This window comes from Pseudodesulfovibrio portus, assembly GCF_026000375.1.
Lineage (GTDB): Bacteria > Desulfobacterota > Desulfovibrionia > Desulfovibrionales > Desulfovibrionaceae > Pseudodesulfovibrio > Pseudodesulfovibrio portus.
In genome coordinates this window covers 1,312,580-1,330,645 of the sequence record NZ_AP026708.1, presented here as the reverse complement: position 1 = coordinate 1,330,645, position 18,066 = coordinate 1,312,580, and the positions used below count along the sequence as shown (strand labels likewise).

Here is an 18,066-nt window from a genome sequence, read left to right as displayed (position 1 = left end):
AACTACCTCAGTTTCAGCGTGGATAGGGCCATGAGGGCCATGAGTATGGACAGAATCCAGAAGCGGACGATGATCTTGGATTCCGGGATGCCCTTGAGCTCGAAATGGTGGTGCAGCGGGGCCATCTTGAAGATGCGCTTGCCGCCGGTGAGCTTGAAGTAGCCCACCTGGAGAATGACCGACAGGGTCTCGAACACGAACACGCCGCCCACGATGGCCAGCAGCAGTTCCTGCTTTGCCAGCACGGCCACGAAGCCCAGGGCGCCGCCCAGTCCCAGTGAGCCCACGTCGCCCATGAACACCTGTGCCGGGTGGGCGTTGAACCAGAGGAAACCCAGCCCCGCGCCGACCATGGCCCCGCAGAAGACCGTGACCTCGCCGATGCCCTGGATGTTCTGCACCTGGAGGTAGTCGGCCATGGTGGCGTGGCCGGACACGTAGATGAAGATGGCGAAGCAGGCCATGGCCACCACCATGGGGCCGATGGCCAGCCCGTCCAGGCCGTCGGTCAGGTTGACCGCGTTGCTGGCGCCCACCATGACCACCATGGCGAAGGGCAGGTAGAACCAGCCGAGGTCCGGCTGGAAATTCTTGAAGAACGGCACGGACAGCTGGGTGGAGTATGCGGGCTGCTGGATGAGCAGGGCGATGGCCGCCCCGGCGACCATGCACTGGAGCAGGAATTTGGCCTTGGCCGTCAGGCCCTCGTTGCGGCGCTTGACCACCTTGATGTAGTCGTCCGCGAACCCGATGGCCGAGAACCCGCCGAACACGAGCAGGGTCAGCCAGACGTAGACGTTGGACAGGTCTCCCCAGAGCAGGGTGGACACGCCCACGGCGATGAAGATCATGACCCCGCCCATGGTCGGGGTGCCTTCCTTGGCCTGATGCTGCGGGCCGTCCGCCTGGATGTACTGGCCGCACTTGATGCGCTTGAGCCAGCGGATCATGGCCGGGCCGAACAGGATGGATATGATCAGGGCGGTCAGGAGCGCCCACACCGACCGGAAGGTGATGTAGCGGAAGACGTTCAGGACGCCGACGTCGGTGCTGAGCGGTACAAGCAGGTTGTAAATCATTTGTTGCCTCCAGGTGCTCCCGCGTTCAATTCGCGGCAGAGCGCATTGGCGTACTCTTCCATTTTTAGGGAGCGCGAACCCTTGACCAGGACCACGCCCCGGTCGATGCCCGTTTCGCGCCAGGCTCGAAGAAATTCGTCGGGCGTGGTCAGCGGGATCACGGCGCCGCCGCAGGTGCGGGCCACGTCGGCCAGGTGGTCGCCCTTGTAGAACACCGCTGCCGGGGCGGCCTCGGCCACCAGGGTTCCCAGCTCCTCGTGGCGTCGGGTCGCTTCTGCGCCCAGCTCGCGCATGTCGCCCAGCACCAGGACCAGCGGGGCCTCGTCGGCCATGGTCGTGGCCGTGCGGATGGATCGGGCCATGGACAGGGGGTTGGCATTGTATGTGTCGTCGATGACCGTGACGCCGCCTCCCACCTTGCAGCAGAACCGCTGGCCGTCCACGGCCATGTCCCTGACGCCTTTGATGACGTCGTCGCGGGACAGTCCCAGCTGGTGCGCGGCAGCGGCCACGCAGGCCAGGTTCTCGGCGTAGTGTTCGCCGCAGAACGGGGCGGTCAGTTCGCCGTCGCCCTCGGGGGTCTTCAACCGGAAACGTCCCCAGTTTTCGGTGTCCGAGCCCCCGAGGAACGAGGCAACATAGGAGGTGTCGGAATTGGCGTTGGTGGAAAATCCGATGGGCGCGTCCACGATTTCTCGGGCCGCGTCCCAGAGCAGCGGGTAGTCCGCGCAGACCACGGCCCGGCCGTTGGGGCGCAGGTAGCGGAGCAGGGCGGTCTTGGCCTGGGCCACGCCCGCCTCGTTGCCGAGGCCTTCCAGGTGGCCGGGGCCGACGTTGGTGATGACGGCCAGGTCGGGCGAGGCCACCGGAGCCAGCTCCTCCATGTCGCCCTTGCGGGAGATGCCCAGCTCCATGATCCAGACTTCCTGTTTTGCCGCGGCCTTGAGCATGGACATGGGAAGCCCGATCTGGTTGTTGAAATTGCGGTAGTTCTTGGCCGTCTCGAATTTCCGGGACACCACGGCGTAGAGCATCTCCTTGACCGTGGTCTTGCCCGCCGTGCCGGTGACGGCCACCAGCTTGGCCCCGCACATGTCGCGCCAGCAGGCGGCCAGCCGACCCAGCGCGCCCAGCGAGTCGCGGACCATGATCACCGGGGCGTCCACGTCGTCCAGCATGCGCGAGGCCACGATGGCCGCCGCACCGGACCTGGCGGCCTGGGGTGCGAACTCGTGGCCGTCGTAGTTCTCCCCGGCGATGCACACGAACAGGTCGCCCGCCTCGACGGTGCGCGAGTCCGTCTTCACCGAAGCGACGCGGATGTCCTGGTGGCCCTCTTCGGCCATGTTGCCGAGGCAGCGTTCAATATCGGCCAGGGTCATGTTCACGAACGGGTTTCCTCGATGCCTTTGAGGGCGGCTTCCTTGTCGGAGAAATGGCGTTTTTCCTTGCCGATGACCTGGTAGTCCTCGTGCCCCTTGCCCGCGATGAGCAGGGCGTCGCCGGGGCGCATCTCGCCGATGGCCATGGTGATGGCGGTCTGCCGGTCAACGTGTTCCAGGACGCGGGCCGCGCCCTTGAGGCCGGGCCGGGCGTCGTCCAGGATGGCCAGCGGGTCTTCGGTGCGCGGGTTGTCCGAGGTCAGCACCGCGATGTCGGCGTAGCGGGCCACGGCCTCGGCCATGAGCGGACGCTTGACCCGGTCGCGGTCGCCGCCGCAGCCGAACACGGTGATCAGCCTGTTGAAATCCAGCTTCTTGAGCGCCTGCTGCACGTTCTCCAGGGCGTCCGGTGTGTGGGCGTAGTCCACGAAGATGTCCAGGCCCGCGTCGTTCATGACCCGTTCCAGCCTGCCCGGCACGCCCGGGAAGGTGGACAGTTTGCGCATGTCCTTGCAGTTCAGGCCCAGCTGCAGGCCCACGGCCTGGGCGGCCAGCAGGTTCATGGCGTTGAACGCGCCCACGAGCGGGGAATGGATCACCCAGCTCTTGCCCTTGTACGAGGTCTCCAGCTCGATGCCCTGGCCGGTCATGGACAGGATGCGGCCCTGGACCAGGGGCTTTTTGCCCACCTCCTGCTCCACCAGGGCGGTGTCGCCGATGCCGTAGCCCACGCCGTCCTCGCACGCCTTGAGCAACCGGCGTCCGTAGGTGTCGTTGTAGTTGAGGACGTTGGCCTTGCGCGGCAGGGGGTAGTCCATGAAGAGCATGGATTTGGCCCGGAAGTATTCTTCCATGGTCTCGTGGTAGTCGAGGTGGTCCTGGGTCAGGTTGGTGAATACCCCGGCGTGAAAGTCCAGCCCGGCCACCCGGTACTGGTCCAGTGCGTGGGAGGAGACCTCCATGACGACCACGTCCACGTCCGCCTTCTTCATGTTGAAGAGCAGCTCGTGGAGCATCCAGCAGTCAGGGGTGGTCAGGGGGGCGTCCATTTCGAAGCCGGGCCAGCGGTAGGTGACGGTGCCCAGCACGCCCACCTTGAGCCCGGCGGCGGCGAACAGGTGCTCGATGATATAGGAGGTGGTCGTCTTGCCGTTGGTGCCGGTGATGCCCACCAGTTTGATGTCGCGCTGTTCCACCTTGAAGAAGGCGCGGGCCAGTTCGCCCAAGGCGGCGGCGGGATTGTCCACGTACACGGCGGCGGCCCTGTCCTCCACCACTGGAGCCACCAGGTCGCGGTCGGCCTCGGCGGCCACCACGAAGGCCGCGCCGTTGTCCAGGGCGGCGGGGATGTAGTCGATGCCGCGCACGCTGGTTCCGGGCATGGCCACGAAGCATTCGCCTTCCTGGACCTTGCGTGAATCCGTGCGGACCATGAGGCCCTTTTCCGCTTTTTTGAGCAGGCTCTGAAATTCCATGACGCCCGTCACCTCTTCTTCCTTGCCGCTATGAGAGCCAGAGAACAAAAACATTGTCCGAACCCTCCTTGGTTTGGCCGGCCGGCCAGGGCTTCCCTGGTGCGGGCTCCTGACGATCGACCGTCATTCCCTGTCCCTTGATGACCGGGACGATTCCCATCTTGACCAGCATTTCGAGCGCCCGGCGCACGGGCATGCCCTGGATGTTCGGCACCGTGTTCCCGGAGGCCGTCCTATCCGTCGGGGCGTCCACGGCCCGGTCCAGGGGCTGCGCTTCCGCCTCGACCAGGGACGTGGTCTCACCGGCATCGGCGTGCAGGGTCTCGGACAGCTTGCCGTGGTAGGCCAGCGTCCGAACCGTGATTTCCCGGCAGACCGGGGCGGCGACCATGGAGCCGTAGTTGGCCTTCTGCGGCTCGTCGATCATGGTGATGACCAGCAGCTCGGGCTCGTCCGCAGGGACCAGGGCCACGAAGGAGGAAAGATACTGGTCGCCGTAGCCGCCGTCGGGCGACGCCTTCTGGGCCGTGCCGGTCTTGCCCGCCATGGTGATGCCCTCGATGCGGGCGCTGCGCCCCGTGCCGTCCTCGTGGACCACGTCCTTCATCATGGACAGGACCCTGGCCGCGGTCTCGGGGCTGAACACCTGGATGGCGGCGTTCCTGTGCTCCGGACGGGGCTCCTTGACCAGCCGCAGGGACTTGGTGGCTCCCTGGTTGGCCAGGCAGAGAAACGCCTTGGCCAACTGCAGGGCCGTGGCTCCGACGCCCTGGCCGAAGCTGATGGCCGCCAGGTCCACGGAGGTCCACTTGGCCGCCGGGTGCAGGATGCCGGGTGACTCGCCGGGCAGGATGACCCCGGTCCGGTCGCCGAAGCCGAGCTTGGACAGGTAGGAGTGGTAGACGTCCGCGCCCATGTCCGTGCCGATCTTGGCGCAGCCGATGTTGGAGGAGTAGCGGAGCACCTTGTTGGCGGGCAGCCATTTGGCCGGGTGGGTGTCGCGGATGACCTTGCGGGCCACTTTCCAGCGTCCGTTTTCGCAGTCGATGAGCGTGTCCGGCTCGATGACGCCCTCTTCCAGGGCGGCGGCGAACAGGAAGGGCTTCATGGTGGAGCCGGGCTCGTAGATGTCGGTGATGGCCCGCAGACGGCGCTGGGTCGGCGAGGAATGGCGGACCGTGTTGGGATTGAAGAACGGCTGGTTGGCCATGGCCAGGATGTCGCCGGATTCCACGTCCACCACCAGGACGATGCCCGCGCGGGCGTCGTACTTGGCGATGGACTTGGCCAGGGCCTGTTCCGCTGCGTGCTGGATGTGGGTGTCGATGGTCAGCTTCACGTCATGGCCGTTGATGTCCACCTCGCGGCCCTCGCCGTCCAGGTAGAAGCGGCGGCCCTTGCGGTCGCGCCGGACCACGAACCGCGCCTTGCCCGGTTCGAGCCGGTCGTCGAACACGCGCTCCACGCCCTCGCGTCCCTTGCCGTCGATGTCCACGAAGCCGAGGACCTGCCCGGCCAGGTGGCCGTTGGGGTAGATGCGGGAAAATTCACTGAGCTGGTGCACCCCGGCCAGACCTGCGCGGGCCACGCTGACGGCCTCGCGGTCCGTGACCTGGCGCTTGATCCAGACGAACTGCTTGGCGGAGGTGAGTTTTTTCCTGACCTCGGCCACGGAGAGCTTGAGGGTCTTGGCCAGCACGGCGGCCGTGTGGTCGGGGCGGGTGATCTCATAGGGATAGGCACAGACGGACTTGGCCTCCACCGAGGTCGCGAGCATCTCGCCGTTGCGGTCGAGGATGCGGCCCCGCTCGCCGTATTCGTACTCGGCGGCGTGGCCCTGTCGCGAGGCCCGGTCGGCCAGGGTGTCGCCCTCGAAGAGCTGCACCCATGCTGTGCGGACCCAAAGACCGGAAAGCGCAATCGCGAAGAGGGCCATGACGACCCCTATCTTGATCCCGCTGCGATCCTTGCGCCCATTCTTTCCACTCGTCATCCAGACTCCCACTATCCACGGCGCGTTTATGATAAAACGCGCTGTCAGTCGGCTATTCGCCTGATTTGTCCAGGCGCAGCCACTCCCAGGCCGAGTCGGCCCGCGAGTTTCTTGAGCTCGTAAGGCGAAACCAGGTTGTTCCTCTCAACCGCCAGTTTCGCTGCCAGATCCTCTTTCCGGCCGAGGCTCTTCTCCATCTTGCGCAGGTCGTAAGCCATATCCATACGCTCGATGTTCAACCATACCGCCCCAAGGCCAAGGGACAGCGCCATGCCCAGCAGGCACATCACCATCCAGAGGAGCGTCTTGTCGGTCTTGCTCATGCATCATCTCCGTCGGGTGCGAGCTTTTCCGCCACCCGGAGCTTGGCACTCCGTGCGCGCGGGTTCGCATCCCTTTCGGCGTCCGAGGCGGCCAGCGGTTTCTTGGTGAGCACTTTCATCTCGGGTACGCCGCCGCAGGTGCAGTGGAGTTGATGCGGGGGGCATTTGCACCCTTTGGCGGCATCCCGAAATGCGTGCTTCACGGCCCTGTCTTCCAGGGAGTGAAACGAAATGATGGCCAGCCTCGCGCCCGGCTTCAGGCGTCCGACTATGGTTTGAAGGTAGCGTTCAAGTTCCTCAGTTTCCCTGTTGACCGCTATTCGCAGTCCCTGGAAGGTACGGGTTGCCGGATGATTGCGGGCGGTGTGCCGCATCTTGGGCGGGTAGGCCAACCTCACTATCTCGGCCAATTGGAGCGTCCTCGTGATGCGCTCCTTGTCCCGTGCCTTCAGTATCGCCGACGCGATTTTCCCGGCCAGGGGGTCTTCCCCGTAGGCCCTGATGATCCGCGCCAGATCACCATGTTTCAGCGTATTGACCAGTTCCTCGGCCGAAGCCGCGGCATCCGTGCCCATGCGCATGTCGAGCGGTCCGTCGTGGACGAAGCTGAATCCTCTTTCAGCAACGTCCAGCTGCATGGATGAGACGCCGAGGTCCAGGACCGCGCCGTCCACCGTATCCCAGCCGACCTCGTCAAGGGCCTCCTCAAACCGGGAGAAAGGCAGGTTGAACAGATGAACGCGGTCCGCGAACTCCGCCAGGCGCGTCCTTGCAAGCGCCAATGCCTCCTGGTCCCGGTCAAGCCCTACGAGCTCGGCCTTTTCGCCCGCCGTCCTCAGGATGGCCAGGCTGTGGCCGCCCATGCCCAGGGTGCCGTCCAGATAACGGCCTCCGGGTGCGGGGCGGAGCCACTCAACCACTTCATGTAAAAGAACCGTCGTGTGCAGCGATGCGGGATCGAACGTCTCCGGCTTCATCAGAAGGGCATGGAGACGTTGTTTTCGGCCAGCTCGGTGGACACGTCGTAGTCCTCGTCAAGCAGCCGTTCGAAGGATTCGGCGGACCAGATCTCGAACCGTTTGCCCGCGCCCATGACCACCACCTCGCCGTCGAGCTTGCCGGACTTGCGAAGGTGCGCGGGAATGGCGATGCGCCCCTGCTTGCCCACATGCGCCTCCGTGTAGCCGGAGTTGAACAGGCGGATGGTGTTCTGGAGGGCGCGGCTCGGGGTCTTGATCTTCTCAAGCTCGGCTTCGAGCCGGGTCCACTGTTCAGGGGTGATGCCGATGACGTGTTTGTCGTAGATGGTCAGCACGATGACCGCGTCCGGCAGTGCGGCGCGGATCATATCCCGGAACTCGGGCGGCAGTATGAGCCGACCCTTGTCGTCCAGGCTTCTGTGTGCGTGACCTCTGAATTTCATCATTTCCCCCGGAGCAATCCCTTGCCCCACATCTTTACACCTTTATTACACTAAATTCCACTTATTCCCACGTGTGCTAGAAAATCAAGGGAAAGTCAACCGCTTGGCCCAAAATGATGGACATAATAAAAGGAGTCTCATTGATTTTTCCGGGGGGTACGCCTAGACTTAGCCCACATCTTTGTTGAGATCGTATGTATAAATACAATAAATCCAACATGTAAGATTAAAGAAGCGGTCAAAAGACGCGGTTACGCCACACGGATCGCGGCAAGGAGACGTCCATGGACAGGCACATCAAGATCATCGCCACACTGGGGCCCGGCACCGAAACCTATGAAGCGGTCAAGGAACTGGTGGAGTCGGGAGCCAAGATCTTCCGGCTCAACTTTTCCCACGGCGGACGTGAATTTTTCGCCAAGATGGTGGACATCATCCGCAGGCTCGAAAAAGAGACCGGGCTGACCCTGACCATCCTCCAGGACCTGTCGGGCCCGAAGATCCGCACCTGCGACGTGGGGTTGCCGCCCTTCGAGGTGAGCAAGGGCGGGGAGGTGCTGCTCGGCACTTCGGACAAGTTCGAGAAGGTCGAGGAGCCGTTCATCTGCCTGGACATCCCGGAGATGTACGAGGGCGTGAAGGAAGGCGATCCCGTAGCCCTCGGCGACGGCGTCATCCGGTTCAAGGTGATCAAGATCGAGGAAGAGCACCTCATCAGGCTGGAGGCCACCAACTCGGGGCTCTGTCCGCCCAGAAAGGGCATCACCTTCCCCGGCATGACCACGCCGCTGGCCCCGCTAACCGAAAAAGACAAGGCGGACCTGGCCATCGGCATGCAGTTGGGCGTGGACGTGGTGGCCATGAGCTTCGTGCAGAAGCCCGAGGACATCTGCAACCTGCGCGCCGAGATGATCCAGTACGGCAGGCGGGTGCCCATCATCGCCAAGCTGGAACGCATCGCCGCCCTGGAACGGCTGAAAGAAATCCTGGAAGAGGCGGACGGCATCATGGTGGCGCGCGGCGACCTGGGCCTCGAGCTCGACCTGGCCGAGCTGCCCGTGGCCCAGAAACGGATCATCAACGCCTGCAACAACGCGGGCAAGCCGGTCATCGTGGCCACCCAGATGCTGCTGTCCATGGTCAACTCGCCCATGGCGACGCGGGCCGAGACCACGGACGTGGCCAACGCCATCCTGGACGGCGCGGACTGCGTCATGCTCTCCGAGGAAACCGCCATCGGGCGCTATCCCGGCGAGACCGTCCGGTTCATGCGCAAGATTTCCTACGAGATCGAGGCGTACATGTTCGAGCCCGGCAGGCTGGAGATCGACCGTGGCGGGGAGCGGGACAACCCCTCCACCTTCCTGGCGTATGCCGCAGCCATGCTGGCGGGCAAGACCAATGCCAAGGCCATCGTCTGCCATTCCACTTCCGGCGCCACCACCCGGCTGCTGTCCTCCTGCCGTCCCAAACAATCGATCTACGCCCTGTCTTCGGACCACACGGTCCGGCACTTCACCAACCTTTCCTGGGGCGTCATCCCCGCCGAACCCCTGGTCGTCATCGACGACCACCAGGAACGGGCCGAGGTCTTTGTCCGGCAGTCGCCCGTCTTCGAGGAGGGCGACATCGTCATCGTTACCGCCGGGCAGCCCGAAAAGGGCAAGTCCGTGACCCAGACCAACGTGGTCAAGCTGTATGAAAAACTGAGCAAAGAAGCGAGCTGATGCAAACCCAGAACCAGAACATCTCCGACGGACTCAACGAGGAATACTACCAGATCAGCGCCGACATCCTCGGCAGCTTCAACAAGTACCGTCCGCCGCTCAACATCTACATGTTCAAGGAGGATGTGGCGCGCATCATGCCCTACTACAAGGTGGGCGGGCGGCTTTCCAACGAGCAGGTGGAGGAACTCAAGGGACTGACCAACCAGGGACTGATTTTCGTTTCGCGCGACGACCATCCGGTTTACGTCAAGCACATCAGCTACCAGCTCGACCTGGTGCTGGTGGACGGCAACCTCATCGAGCGCGAAATAGCTGACATCTTCATCCAGGCGCTGACCCGTCGGCTGGCGGAGTTCTTCGAGCAGCCGGTGAAGGCCGTGTTCGAGAAGCTCTGGGTGGACGTCATGGTCCTGACCGAATACCTCTACTCGGACATGTCGCGCACCAGGGCCCTGGCCCGGCGGCTGCACACCGAGCACACCCTGGAAAACCATTCGGTGAACACCGCGATCATGGGAGCGGCGCTGTGGGGCAGGCTCAAGGGCGAGGATTTTGCGGAGGCGATCAAGCGCAAGGTCTTCGACCGCACCATGGTCGGCCTGTTCCTGCATGACATGGGCATGACCAAGGTGCCGGAGTTCATCAGGAGCAAGAAGCAGCCTCTGACCATCGACGAGCGCAACAAGGTCAACGCCCATATCAAGGTCGGCTTCGAAATGCTGCACAAGCTGGAGCTGCGCTATCCCGAGATGGAGCAGTGCGTCACCCAGCATCACGAACGGGCCAATGGCTCGGGGTATCCGCTCAAGTCCATGAAGCAGGACTTCGCGGGCCGCCTTTGCGCCGTCGCCGACTCGTTCTGCGCCATGATCGCCAACCGGCCCTACGCCGAGGGCATGGGCTTCATGAAGGCGGCGGCTTCCCTTGCGAACGATGCCGCCTATGATCGGGAGCTGACCAAGGCGTTGCAGGTGTTCCTGTTGCTGGACCTGAAGCTGAAGCCGTAGACGGTGTCGTTTTTTCGGCATGAAAAAAGGCCGGTCCCCCGGGGACCGGCCTTTTGCGTGCGTCGAATGCGCCTACTTGAAAATCTGGACCATGTCGCGGGTCATTTCCCGGTACACGTCGGTGACGTAGACCACGCCCATGACCTTGTCCGCTTCCATGACCAGGGCCCAGTCGCGGCGGGATTTGAGGAACACGTCCAGGACCACCAGGATGGGGTCGTTGGGCTTGAGCAAGGGCGGGTCGGTGATCAGCGAGTCCTCCAGCCGTTCCTGGGTGCAGATGAGGCATGCGTTGGCGAACTGCTGGTCCCAGTCCACGGAGCCGTCGGCCTTGAGGTTGTCGTCCTTGAGGACCGATTGCTTGACCGCCTTGAACAGCTTCCAGAGGTTGATGGCCCCCACCAGCTTGCCGCCCTTGTTCAGGACCACCACCACCTGGGAATCAGGCGCTTCCACCATGGCCTCGCGCATGACGCGGATGGCTTCGGCCAGGCTGGCGTCTTCCCGCACGGTGGGAAATTCGTCTCGCATCATGTCCCAGGCGCGTTTTCTGAGCATCATATGGGCTATCCTCCGATGAATTACGGTTGTCAGTCAGTGTTGTGCAACATTAAGTACCGCCAGAGCATTTTTTTGTCCATATAAACAACGGGTAACGCGCCGCCACCGCAAACCCTCCCGGAGTTGTTCCTTCTTGGGTTGTCGGCAACTGTACGAAATGACGAAGAAAAATTTATAAAAGCCGTCCGCGAACGGTTTTCGCCTTGACTCGGGCATGGATGATGCAAATGTTCTCCCCATGAAGAAGATCACCTTTCTGGCGGCGGTCCTGGCTGTCCTCACCGTGCTCCCGGGCCGTGCCGGGGAGCTGCCCTTCGGCCCCGGAGAGCGCATGGAGTACGAGATATACTGGACCGTTTTCCATGCGGCGGACGCGGTGCTCGAGGTCATGGACGACACCGAGATGCGCGGGGAGCCCGCCCGGTATTTCAAGGCCACGGCCAGAAGCGCGGAGTGGATCGACAACATCTACCGGGTGCGCGACACCATCGAGTCCTGGACCGACATGGACGTCGGCTATTCCCTGCGCTACATGAAGGACCAGAACGAGGGGTCCTACCACAAGAAGGTGGACCTGGTCTTCGACAAGAAATCCAATCTCTCCCACCGCTATTCGCGCGGCAAGTATTCCATGTCCCTGGTGCAGCCCGTGGACGTCTTCGACCCAATGTCCATCCTGTTCGCCTTCCGCAAGTATGACCTCTACGAGGGCATGCATTTTGCGGCCAACGTGTCCGACGGCAAGAAATCCGTGGTCAGCGAGGCCTTTGTCGAGAAGGCCGAGGATGTGGAGACCGACCTGGGAGCATTCCGCTGCTTCAAGGTCAGGATCGACGTCAAGCACCTGTCCGGCGTGTTCAACAAGTCCAAGGACGCCTCGCTCTACGTCTGGTTTACGGCCGACGCCCGCCGCATCCCGGTCAGGGTCAAGTCCAAGGTGTCGGTGGGCCACTTCTCCATGGAGCTGGTGGGATACCGGCCGCCCTCAGTCGTGGCGGCTGAAAACTAGCCGCCGTCCTCCAGCGTATTCACGCGCACCTTGTTGGAGCGGGGGAACTCCCGTTTCAGCACGCTTTTGAGCACCCGCTTCATCCCCTTGAGGTCGGTCTCGACGGTTTCGGCGCGGAATCCGAATTCCGTGGCCGCGAACCGGTCCCCGTCCATGCGGCGGACACGCAGTCCGCGATCCCGTTTGTAGGTCAGCAGTTCCAGCCCATGGCCCACGGGGAGCTTTTTGAGTCGGGAAAGAATGGTGGGAACGGCCCCGGCGATATCGATCATATCTTCTTCCGTTTGACGTGCACGTCCGCATCGGCTTGGCCGAGGTCGTACAGGCGGATTTTTGTGGAGCGGGGAAATTCCTTTTTGAACAGTGTCTTGAGCAGCTTTTTCATCTTGGAGAGATCGACCTGAAAGCGGTCCTGGAAAAAGCCGTTCTCCACCACGTCGAATTCGTCCGCAGCGGTGCGCCGGATGACCACGGAGCGGTTGCGCTTGTATGTGCGCAGGTCCACGGCGTGGCCAACGGGGAGCTTTTTCAGCTTGCGGATCACGGTTTCCACTCCGGTGGCCTTGTCTATCATGGACGCAAAGATAGACAGCGGGTATGAATCGTGTCAAACCACGGCTCCTTCAGCCTGTTGGAAAACAGCGATCTGCGGCGTTAAGTGAATTGTTGACGGGCACCGCGAGGCTGCAAAATCTTATGCCTCAGGTATGCTTCGAAAAGTTCAACCCCTCACGTACCGGGAAGGTACGCTTCGGCCTTGAATTTTTCTCGCGCCTCGCATCTCACTGTTTTTGAACAGTCTGAGTTTTTTGAAAGGCCTGTAATTGAACCGGAGATAATCATGTCCCTCAAGAAAGACGACACCATCGAATGCACCATCGAATCCCTGGCCTTTGGCGGTCGCGGCGTGACCCGCGTGGACGGCATGGCCGTGTTCGTGGCCGGTGGCCTGCCCGGAGACACGGTGCGCGCCCGCGTGACGCGGGCCAAGAAGCGGTTCGCCGAGGCCGAGGCCGAGGCCGTACTCACCCCGTCACCCTTCAGGGTGGAGCCCGTCTGCCCCCACTTCGGGGCCTGCGGCGGCTGCGCCCTGCAGAATCTGGAATACCCGGAACAGGTAAGGCAGAAAGGCGACCAGGTGAACAACGCCCTTGCCCGCATCGGCGGCGTTGACGTCCCAATGGACGACCCCGTGGGTTCGCCCCAGGTCTGGCGCTACCGCAACAAGATGGAGTTCGCCTTCGAGCGCCGCGACGGCGGCCTGCACCTCGGCCTGCGCGGCCGGCTCCCGGCCGGGGAAAAGGGGCTGCCCCCGGTGCTCGACATCGAGGAGTGCCATCTGTGCGCCGAGAGGGACGTGGATATTTTGCGCGCGGTCCGCGATTTCTGCCGCGAGTCCGGCGTGGCCGCCTATGATCCCAAGACCGGCAACGGGTTCTGGCGGCACCTTGTCATCCGGCGCACCGCTCTCGGCGAGGTGCTGGTCCATGTCATCACCGCGCCCGACAGCCGCAAGTACAGGCAGGTGGAAGCCCTGGGCGCGGCCCTGGTGGACCGCTTCCCGGCCCTGACCTCGTTCGCCCACTCCTCCCGCACCCGGCGCAGCGTCGCGGCTGCGGGCGAGCTGGTGGAATTCCGGCTCGGCACCAAGGCCGTGGAGGAGATGGTCGCCCACGGCGGTCGCGAGGCGCGCTACCACATTTCCCCCAATGCGTTTTTCCAGACCAACAGCTCCGGAGCGGGCGAGCTGTTCGGCGCGGTGCGCGAATACGCCGGGCTGACCGGCGCGGAGACCGTGCTCGACCTCTACTGCGGCTCCGGGGCCATCGGCATCTTCCTGGCCGACGCTGCCAAGCGCGTCATCGGCTATGAGATGAGCGAGGAATCCGTGGCCAAGGCGTGGAGTTCGGCCAAGCTCAACGGGTTGACCAACTGCGATTTCGTGGTCGGGAACCTGGACAACGGCATCGAGGACATCGCCTCCCTGCCCAAGCCCGACGTCCTGGTGGTGGACCCGCCCAGGTCCGGCATGCACGAGAAAACCGTGCTGGCCATCCTCAAGCTCGCCCCGGAGAAGATCGTGGCCGTGTCCTGCGACCCCAACACCCTGGCCCGGGACGTCAAGCGGCTGTCCGAAGCCTACGAGGTCAAACGGGCGCGCGCCGTGGACATGTTCCCGCACACCCACCACGTGGAGACGGTCTGCCTGCTGGAAAGGCGCTGAGTCCCGGCAACGCATCCGATGCAGTTCAAAAGGCCTTGACGGGGTATTCCGTCAAGGCCTTTTCCTGTCATTGATGGCCCCGAACGCCACGGCATGCCGTCGTTCGCGGGTGGCTTCAGCGATCTTTCAGCAGCCACGCCTTCCCTTTCTCGATGTCGTCGAACATCATCACGTTGAAGGCCCGGTTGCGCAGCGATGTCTCGAAATACTTGCACGCCGTGAAGTCGTGGGGACTGCAGACCACGGCGCCACGGATTCCGTAGGTCTGCAGCCCCTCCTTGTCCAGCATCTCGGACATCAGGACGGCGTCATAGACCTGGAATTTCAAGGTCGCTTCGCTCTCGTTGAAGAGCACGTATTGTATGTCGTTTGCGCGGGCCTTGAGAATGGAGGACCTGATATATTCGAAGAACTCCTCGGGGGACTCCGGCGCTCCCGTGCACGTCACGAGCAGATAGTCGTCCCTGATCCGGGAGTCATAGGAAAAACCCATACGTTCTCCCTGGCATAAGGTTGGTTCGGAGGCAGGTTGGCACATATTTTCCTGTAAAGATATTAGAAGCTGCGTGCCGCCGTGCGCTCCGGAAGAACGGTTTCGGGATATCTCTTGTTCCGCTAGCCTGTTACGATCAATGAACGCAGGTCGGCCTCAGGGTGTTCTGTCAGGTCGAGGTTGAAAAAGGCGCTGTTCGCGGCGATGGTCGATTCATCCCAGTCCCACCAGGCTATTTCCAGCAACTCCTGTATGACGTGTCGGCTGAAGCGATAGCCCGCCACGGTTGCCGGTACGCCATATGCCACTGCAAAGGGGGGGATGTCCCTGGTCGCGACGCAGCCTGCCCCGAGCACGGCCCCGTCGCCGATAGTCACCCCGGACATGATGCAGACGTTGTCCCCGATCCAGCAGTTGTTGCCGATGTTCACGGGGCCTTTGGTCTTGCTGATTGAAGTGAATCGGTGCTTGTCCTGGAGCCCGACGTTCAAGTTGGCATGGCCGATGTCGTGCGTTTTGCTCTGTATGCAGAGATTGCACCCGATAGCGCAGTATCTGCCTATCGTTATCGGGCAGGATTCATGGCCGCGCAAAAAGGACGGGCCGTTGATGTTGGTCCCTGTGCCGATAGTCACGTACTTTGTTCGGATGTCCTGCAAGGGTACTGACCTCCATTGTTTCCGGCCACGTCCCTTCCCCTGGTCTGTGCCCTTGGAAAGGTATTGTGTCTTTACACGTTCGAGTTCGTAGCGCTCCGCGCCCCATGGCGCATGGCCGGGTCGGCTACGGGAGCTGCGTCGGGATGGGGCCCTTTTGCTGCCTCTGTTCCCGCGCACGGGAGTGCTGCGCCTTCAGTATCCTGTCGAATTCGACGAGCAGCCCCATGCGCTCCGCCAGGAGCTGGAGCATGTCGATATCCGAACCGCCGTAGGAGCCGTCCTCGGTTTTGACCTTGCTTGGGGGGAAGGAGTTGAAAGACACCAGCAGCACATTGTCAGCGGCCCGGGTCGGCAAGGAAAACAACATGAACCACATGATGGCGAGAAGAATCGAGCGCAATCCCATCGGGGGCTTATAGGTAAAAAGAGCCGGATGGGCAACGGCAAGTCCGGAAATTGTCCCGTGGCGGCTGTTTTCAATGCCTGGAAAGGAAGTCATCCTTGATGCGTTCGAATTCACCGTGTTCGACAAGGTCGCGCATGACCTTGTCGAATTCGGCGACCCGGTAGGCATGGGGGGAGCGTTTGGACAGGATCATGTGGACGTCCTGGTGTTCGTGGTAGGCGTATCGGGCCTTGCCGATGACATTGGTCAGGCCGATCCGGGCCAGGAGGTAGTCGGCCGACGCTTCGGTGTTGATGAAAGCGTCGATGCGCCCGGCGCGCAGCATCTTGATGTTCAGGTCTATGGTCTTGACCTCGGATTTCTCTATGGCCGCGTCCGAGTCGAAGCGGGGGAAATATTTGCTGCCTAGCTGGGTCCCGATGACCAGGGAGCGCATGTCTTCGTATCGGGTGATGGTGTCTTCCCGGCCCTTGAGGACGTAGACGGCCTTGTTCGTCCGGTTCTTGTACGGGGGCGTCAGGAAGTGGGCATAACCCTCGCGTTCCGGGCGGCGGAGCACGCCGACCATGAGGTCGATCTCGCCGTGTTCCACCATCTTGAGGCCCCGCTTGAAGGGGAGCTGGACGAAATCGAGTGCCAGATCCATCCGTTTTGCCAGCAGGTGGAGAAATTCGATGTCGATGCCGCCGGGCGTGCCGTCGTCGCCGAGCACCTTCCACGGGGGGAGCGGGTTGAAGGATACGCGAAGCACCCCGCTTTCGGCCGGCGCAGGCAGTGGCGGCAGGAAGAGGAGAGCAAGGCACAGACAGAGGGTGAGGATACGAGGCGCCATATGTGCCTTATATGCAAAATGTTGTCGTTGGGCAACGGCGGGATGACTCATCGGCGGCTTCCTTCACTTGTTGCCAACTCCGGAGTAATCCGGCACTCTGGGCAATCATTGAGCATCCATGGGAGCGAGCATGTCGATTGTCATCAGAAAGAGCTTGTTGGAACTGATTTTTTCCGGCGCATTCATGAAGCGGTGGAACGACAAGCTGCGGCCCATGGAACTGGTCGAGGTGGACAAGCAGGGGCACAAGATGATCGTGGCCTGGCTGCTCTTCCTGCTCAACTCCCGCGACATGGACGTGGCCCGCAAGAGGGCCCTGGGCGAGGCCATCATCGAGGGGGGGCTGTACGACTACCTCTACCGGCTGGTCATCACCGACATCAAGCCGCCGGTCTTCTACCGCATCAAGGAGAACCCGGACGACTACCGGACCCTGTCCAACTGGGTGCTCAACTCGCTGAAGCCGCGCATCAGCCCGCTGGGCGAGGACTTCATGCGCCGCATGGAGGAGTACCTGAATCAGCCCGAGGACACGGGGCTGGCCCGGCGCATCCTCAAGGCCGCCCATCTGTACGCCAGCTACTCGGAGTTCAAGCTGCTCAAGTCCATCAACACCATGGATCACGAACTGACCGAGATCGAGGACAGCTTCATCGACCGGCTCGAGGCCATGCGCGACCTGACCGGCGTGTCCGAGCTGCTGGACGAGGACAACAACGTGCTCGGCCTGTTCGCCCGCATGTGCGGCAGGCTGCGTTTCCAGAAACGGTGGTCCCAGACCCCGCGCGTGCCCGAGACCTCGGTGCTGGGCCACATGTTCATCGTGGCCTCCTATTCCTGGTTCTTCTCCATGGAGGTCGGCGCGTGCCGCGCCCGCAGCCAGAACAATTTCTTCTCCGGCCTGTTCCACGACCTGCCCGAGTTGCTCACCCGCGACATCATCTCCCCGGTCAAGGGCGCGTCGTTCGAGATCGGCGAGCTGATCCACGAGTACGAGATCAGGGAGTTGGACCGCGTGGTGCTCGCCCCCCTCAAGGAGGGCGGGTACACGGACGTGGCCGACAGGCTGGAATACCTGCTCGGTCTTGAAGTGGGCAGCGAGTTCAAGGCCACGGTGTGCAGGAACGACCGCGTGCTGGAGGCCTCGGAGGAACAACTGGCCGGGGAATACAACCAGGACACCCTGGACCCCAAGGACGGCCCGCTGCTCAAGGTGTCCGACGCCCTGGCCGCATACATAGAGGCGCACACCGCCCTCCGGAACGGCATCTCGTCCGACCAGCTGCACCACGCCCTGTACCGCATCCGCCAGAAGTACAACTCCCGGCCCGTGGTCGCGGGCATCCAGATTTCCGCCCTGCTTGCGGATTTTGATTAGGGCACCTCTTGAATAAATCTGGCACACCGTGTATACAAAATTCCGATTGTTAACACGGTGTCGGCGTTTCCCCGAATTTCATCACGATTTTC

General features: G+C 62.6%; 19 protein-coding genes. 5 read left to right on the top strand and 14 right to left on the bottom strand.

What is annotated here, in order from left to right; translation table 11 throughout:
• Positions 1 to 2: 2 nt before the first annotated feature.
• The 7 genes from mraY to OO730_RS06385 form a co-directional block, all read right to left on the bottom strand.
• On the bottom strand, positions 3 to 1,079 hold the full coding sequence (gene mraY / locus OO730_RS06415; RefSeq protein ID WP_264983758.1) for a phospho-N-acetylmuramoyl-pentapeptide-transferase: 1,077 nt from the start codon (positions 1,077 to 1,079) through the stop codon (positions 3 to 5).
• Complete coding sequence (locus OO730_RS06410; RefSeq protein ID WP_264984133.1) at positions 1,076 to 2,461, bottom strand: UDP-N-acetylmuramoyl-tripeptide--D-alanyl-D-alanine ligase; 1,386 nt, start codon at positions 2,459 to 2,461, stop codon at positions 1,076 to 1,078. The genes mraY and OO730_RS06410 overlap by 4 nt, the downstream gene beginning before the upstream one ends.
• A gap of 2 nt (positions 2,462 to 2,463) precedes the next feature.
• On the bottom strand, positions 2,464 to 3,990 hold the full coding sequence (locus OO730_RS06405; protein WP_264983757.1) for a UDP-N-acetylmuramoyl-L-alanyl-D-glutamate--2,6-diaminopimelate ligase: 1,527 nt from the start codon (positions 3,988 to 3,990) through the stop codon (positions 2,464 to 2,466).
• Positions 3,965 to 5,872 (bottom strand): penicillin-binding transpeptidase domain-containing protein, encoded by a 1,908-nt coding sequence (locus OO730_RS06400; protein WP_264983756.1) that lies wholly within the window; start codon positions 5,870 to 5,872, stop codon positions 3,965 to 3,967. Before OO730_RS06400 ends, OO730_RS06405 begins: the two co-directional genes overlap by 26 nt.
• Before the next feature lie 101 nt (positions 5,873 to 5,973).
• Positions 5,974 to 6,252, bottom strand: coding sequence for a hypothetical protein (locus OO730_RS06395; RefSeq protein WP_264983755.1), 279 nt, complete (start codon positions 6,250 to 6,252; stop codon positions 5,974 to 5,976).
• A complete protein-coding gene (gene rsmH, locus OO730_RS06390) occupies positions 6,249 to 7,229 on the bottom strand; it encodes a 16S rRNA (cytosine(1402)-N(4))-methyltransferase RsmH (protein ID WP_264983754.1) in 981 nt (326 codons plus the stop codon). The genes OO730_RS06395 and rsmH overlap by 4 nt, the downstream gene beginning before the upstream one ends.
• Positions 7,229 to 7,675, bottom strand: a complete 447-nt coding sequence (locus tag OO730_RS06385; protein ID WP_264984132.1) for a division/cell wall cluster transcriptional repressor MraZ — start codon at positions 7,673 to 7,675, stop codon at positions 7,229 to 7,231. Before OO730_RS06385 ends, rsmH begins: the two co-directional genes overlap by 1 nt.
• Before the next feature lie 284 nt (positions 7,676 to 7,959).
• Here OO730_RS06385 and pyk point away from each other — a divergent pair, with 284 nt between their 5' ends.
• A complete protein-coding gene (gene pyk / locus OO730_RS06380; RefSeq protein ID WP_264983753.1) occupies positions 7,960 to 9,402 on the top strand; it encodes a pyruvate kinase in 1,443 nt (480 codons plus the stop codon).
• The gene (locus tag OO730_RS06375) at positions 9,402 to 10,412 is read left to right on the top strand and encodes an HD-GYP domain-containing protein (protein ID WP_264983752.1); all 1,011 of its coding nucleotides are present in this window, start codon (positions 9,402 to 9,404) and stop codon (positions 10,410 to 10,412) included. Before pyk ends, OO730_RS06375 begins: the two co-directional genes overlap by 1 nt.
• A gap of 72 nt (positions 10,413 to 10,484) precedes the next feature.
• Here the strand turns inward: OO730_RS06375 and OO730_RS06370 are convergent, their stop codons facing one another.
• On the bottom strand, positions 10,485 to 10,973 hold the full coding sequence (locus tag OO730_RS06370) for a CBS domain-containing protein (RefSeq protein ID WP_264983751.1): 489 nt from the start codon (positions 10,971 to 10,973) through the stop codon (positions 10,485 to 10,487).
• Between the two features lie 238 nt (positions 10,974 to 11,211).
• On the opposite strand from OO730_RS06370, the gene OO730_RS06365 reads away from it, so the two are divergent.
• The gene (locus tag OO730_RS06365) at positions 11,212 to 11,982 is read left to right on the top strand and encodes a DUF3108 domain-containing protein (protein ID WP_264983750.1); all 771 of its coding nucleotides are present in this window, start codon (positions 11,212 to 11,214) and stop codon (positions 11,980 to 11,982) included.
• Here OO730_RS06365 and OO730_RS06360 read toward each other — a convergent pair.
• On the bottom strand, positions 11,979 to 12,254 hold the full coding sequence (locus OO730_RS06360; RefSeq protein ID WP_264983749.1) for a hypothetical protein: 276 nt from the start codon (positions 12,252 to 12,254) through the stop codon (positions 11,979 to 11,981). The genes OO730_RS06365 and OO730_RS06360 overlap by 4 nt on opposite strands.
• On the bottom strand, positions 12,251 to 12,556 hold the full coding sequence (locus OO730_RS06355; protein ID WP_264983748.1) for a hypothetical protein: 306 nt from the start codon (positions 12,554 to 12,556) through the stop codon (positions 12,251 to 12,253). The genes OO730_RS06360 and OO730_RS06355 overlap by 4 nt, the downstream gene beginning before the upstream one ends.
• A 267-nt stretch (positions 12,557 to 12,823) precedes the next feature.
• On the opposite strand from OO730_RS06355, the gene rlmD reads away from it, so the two are divergent.
• Positions 12,824 to 14,206, top strand: a complete 1,383-nt coding sequence (rlmD, locus tag OO730_RS06350; RefSeq protein WP_264983747.1) for a 23S rRNA (uracil(1939)-C(5))-methyltransferase RlmD — start codon at positions 12,824 to 12,826, stop codon at positions 14,204 to 14,206.
• A gap of 115 nt (positions 14,207 to 14,321) precedes the next feature.
• Here the strand turns inward: rlmD and OO730_RS06345 are convergent, their stop codons facing one another.
• The 4 genes from OO730_RS06345 to OO730_RS06330 all read right to left on the bottom strand — a co-directional run bounded on the left by OO730_RS06345 (position 14,322) and on the right by OO730_RS06330 (position 16,515).
• A complete protein-coding gene (locus OO730_RS06345) occupies positions 14,322 to 14,699 on the bottom strand; it encodes a hypothetical protein (RefSeq protein WP_264983746.1) in 378 nt (125 codons plus the stop codon).
• Positions 14,700 to 14,821: 122 nt separating this feature from the next.
• Positions 14,822 to 15,358 carry a CatB-related O-acetyltransferase gene (locus tag OO730_RS16245; RefSeq protein WP_323373372.1) on the bottom strand — a complete coding sequence of 179 codons (537 nt, stop codon included), beginning with the start codon at positions 15,356 to 15,358 and terminating at the stop codon, positions 14,822 to 14,824.
• Positions 15,359 to 15,482: 124 nt separating this feature from the next.
• Positions 15,483 to 15,725, bottom strand: coding sequence for a hypothetical protein (locus OO730_RS06335; RefSeq protein ID WP_264983745.1), 243 nt, complete (start codon positions 15,723 to 15,725; stop codon positions 15,483 to 15,485).
• Between the two features lie 109 nt (positions 15,726 to 15,834).
• On the bottom strand, positions 15,835 to 16,515 hold the full coding sequence (locus OO730_RS06330; RefSeq protein ID WP_264983744.1) for a substrate-binding periplasmic protein: 681 nt from the start codon (positions 16,513 to 16,515) through the stop codon (positions 15,835 to 15,837).
• A 211-nt stretch (positions 16,516 to 16,726) separates the two neighbouring features.
• Between OO730_RS06330 and OO730_RS06325 the strand changes: the two genes are divergently transcribed.
• The gene (locus OO730_RS06325; RefSeq protein WP_264983743.1) at positions 16,727 to 17,974 is read left to right on the top strand and encodes an HD domain-containing protein; all 1,248 of its coding nucleotides are present in this window, start codon (positions 16,727 to 16,729) and stop codon (positions 17,972 to 17,974) included.
• Positions 17,975 to 18,066: the final 92 nt, after the last annotated feature.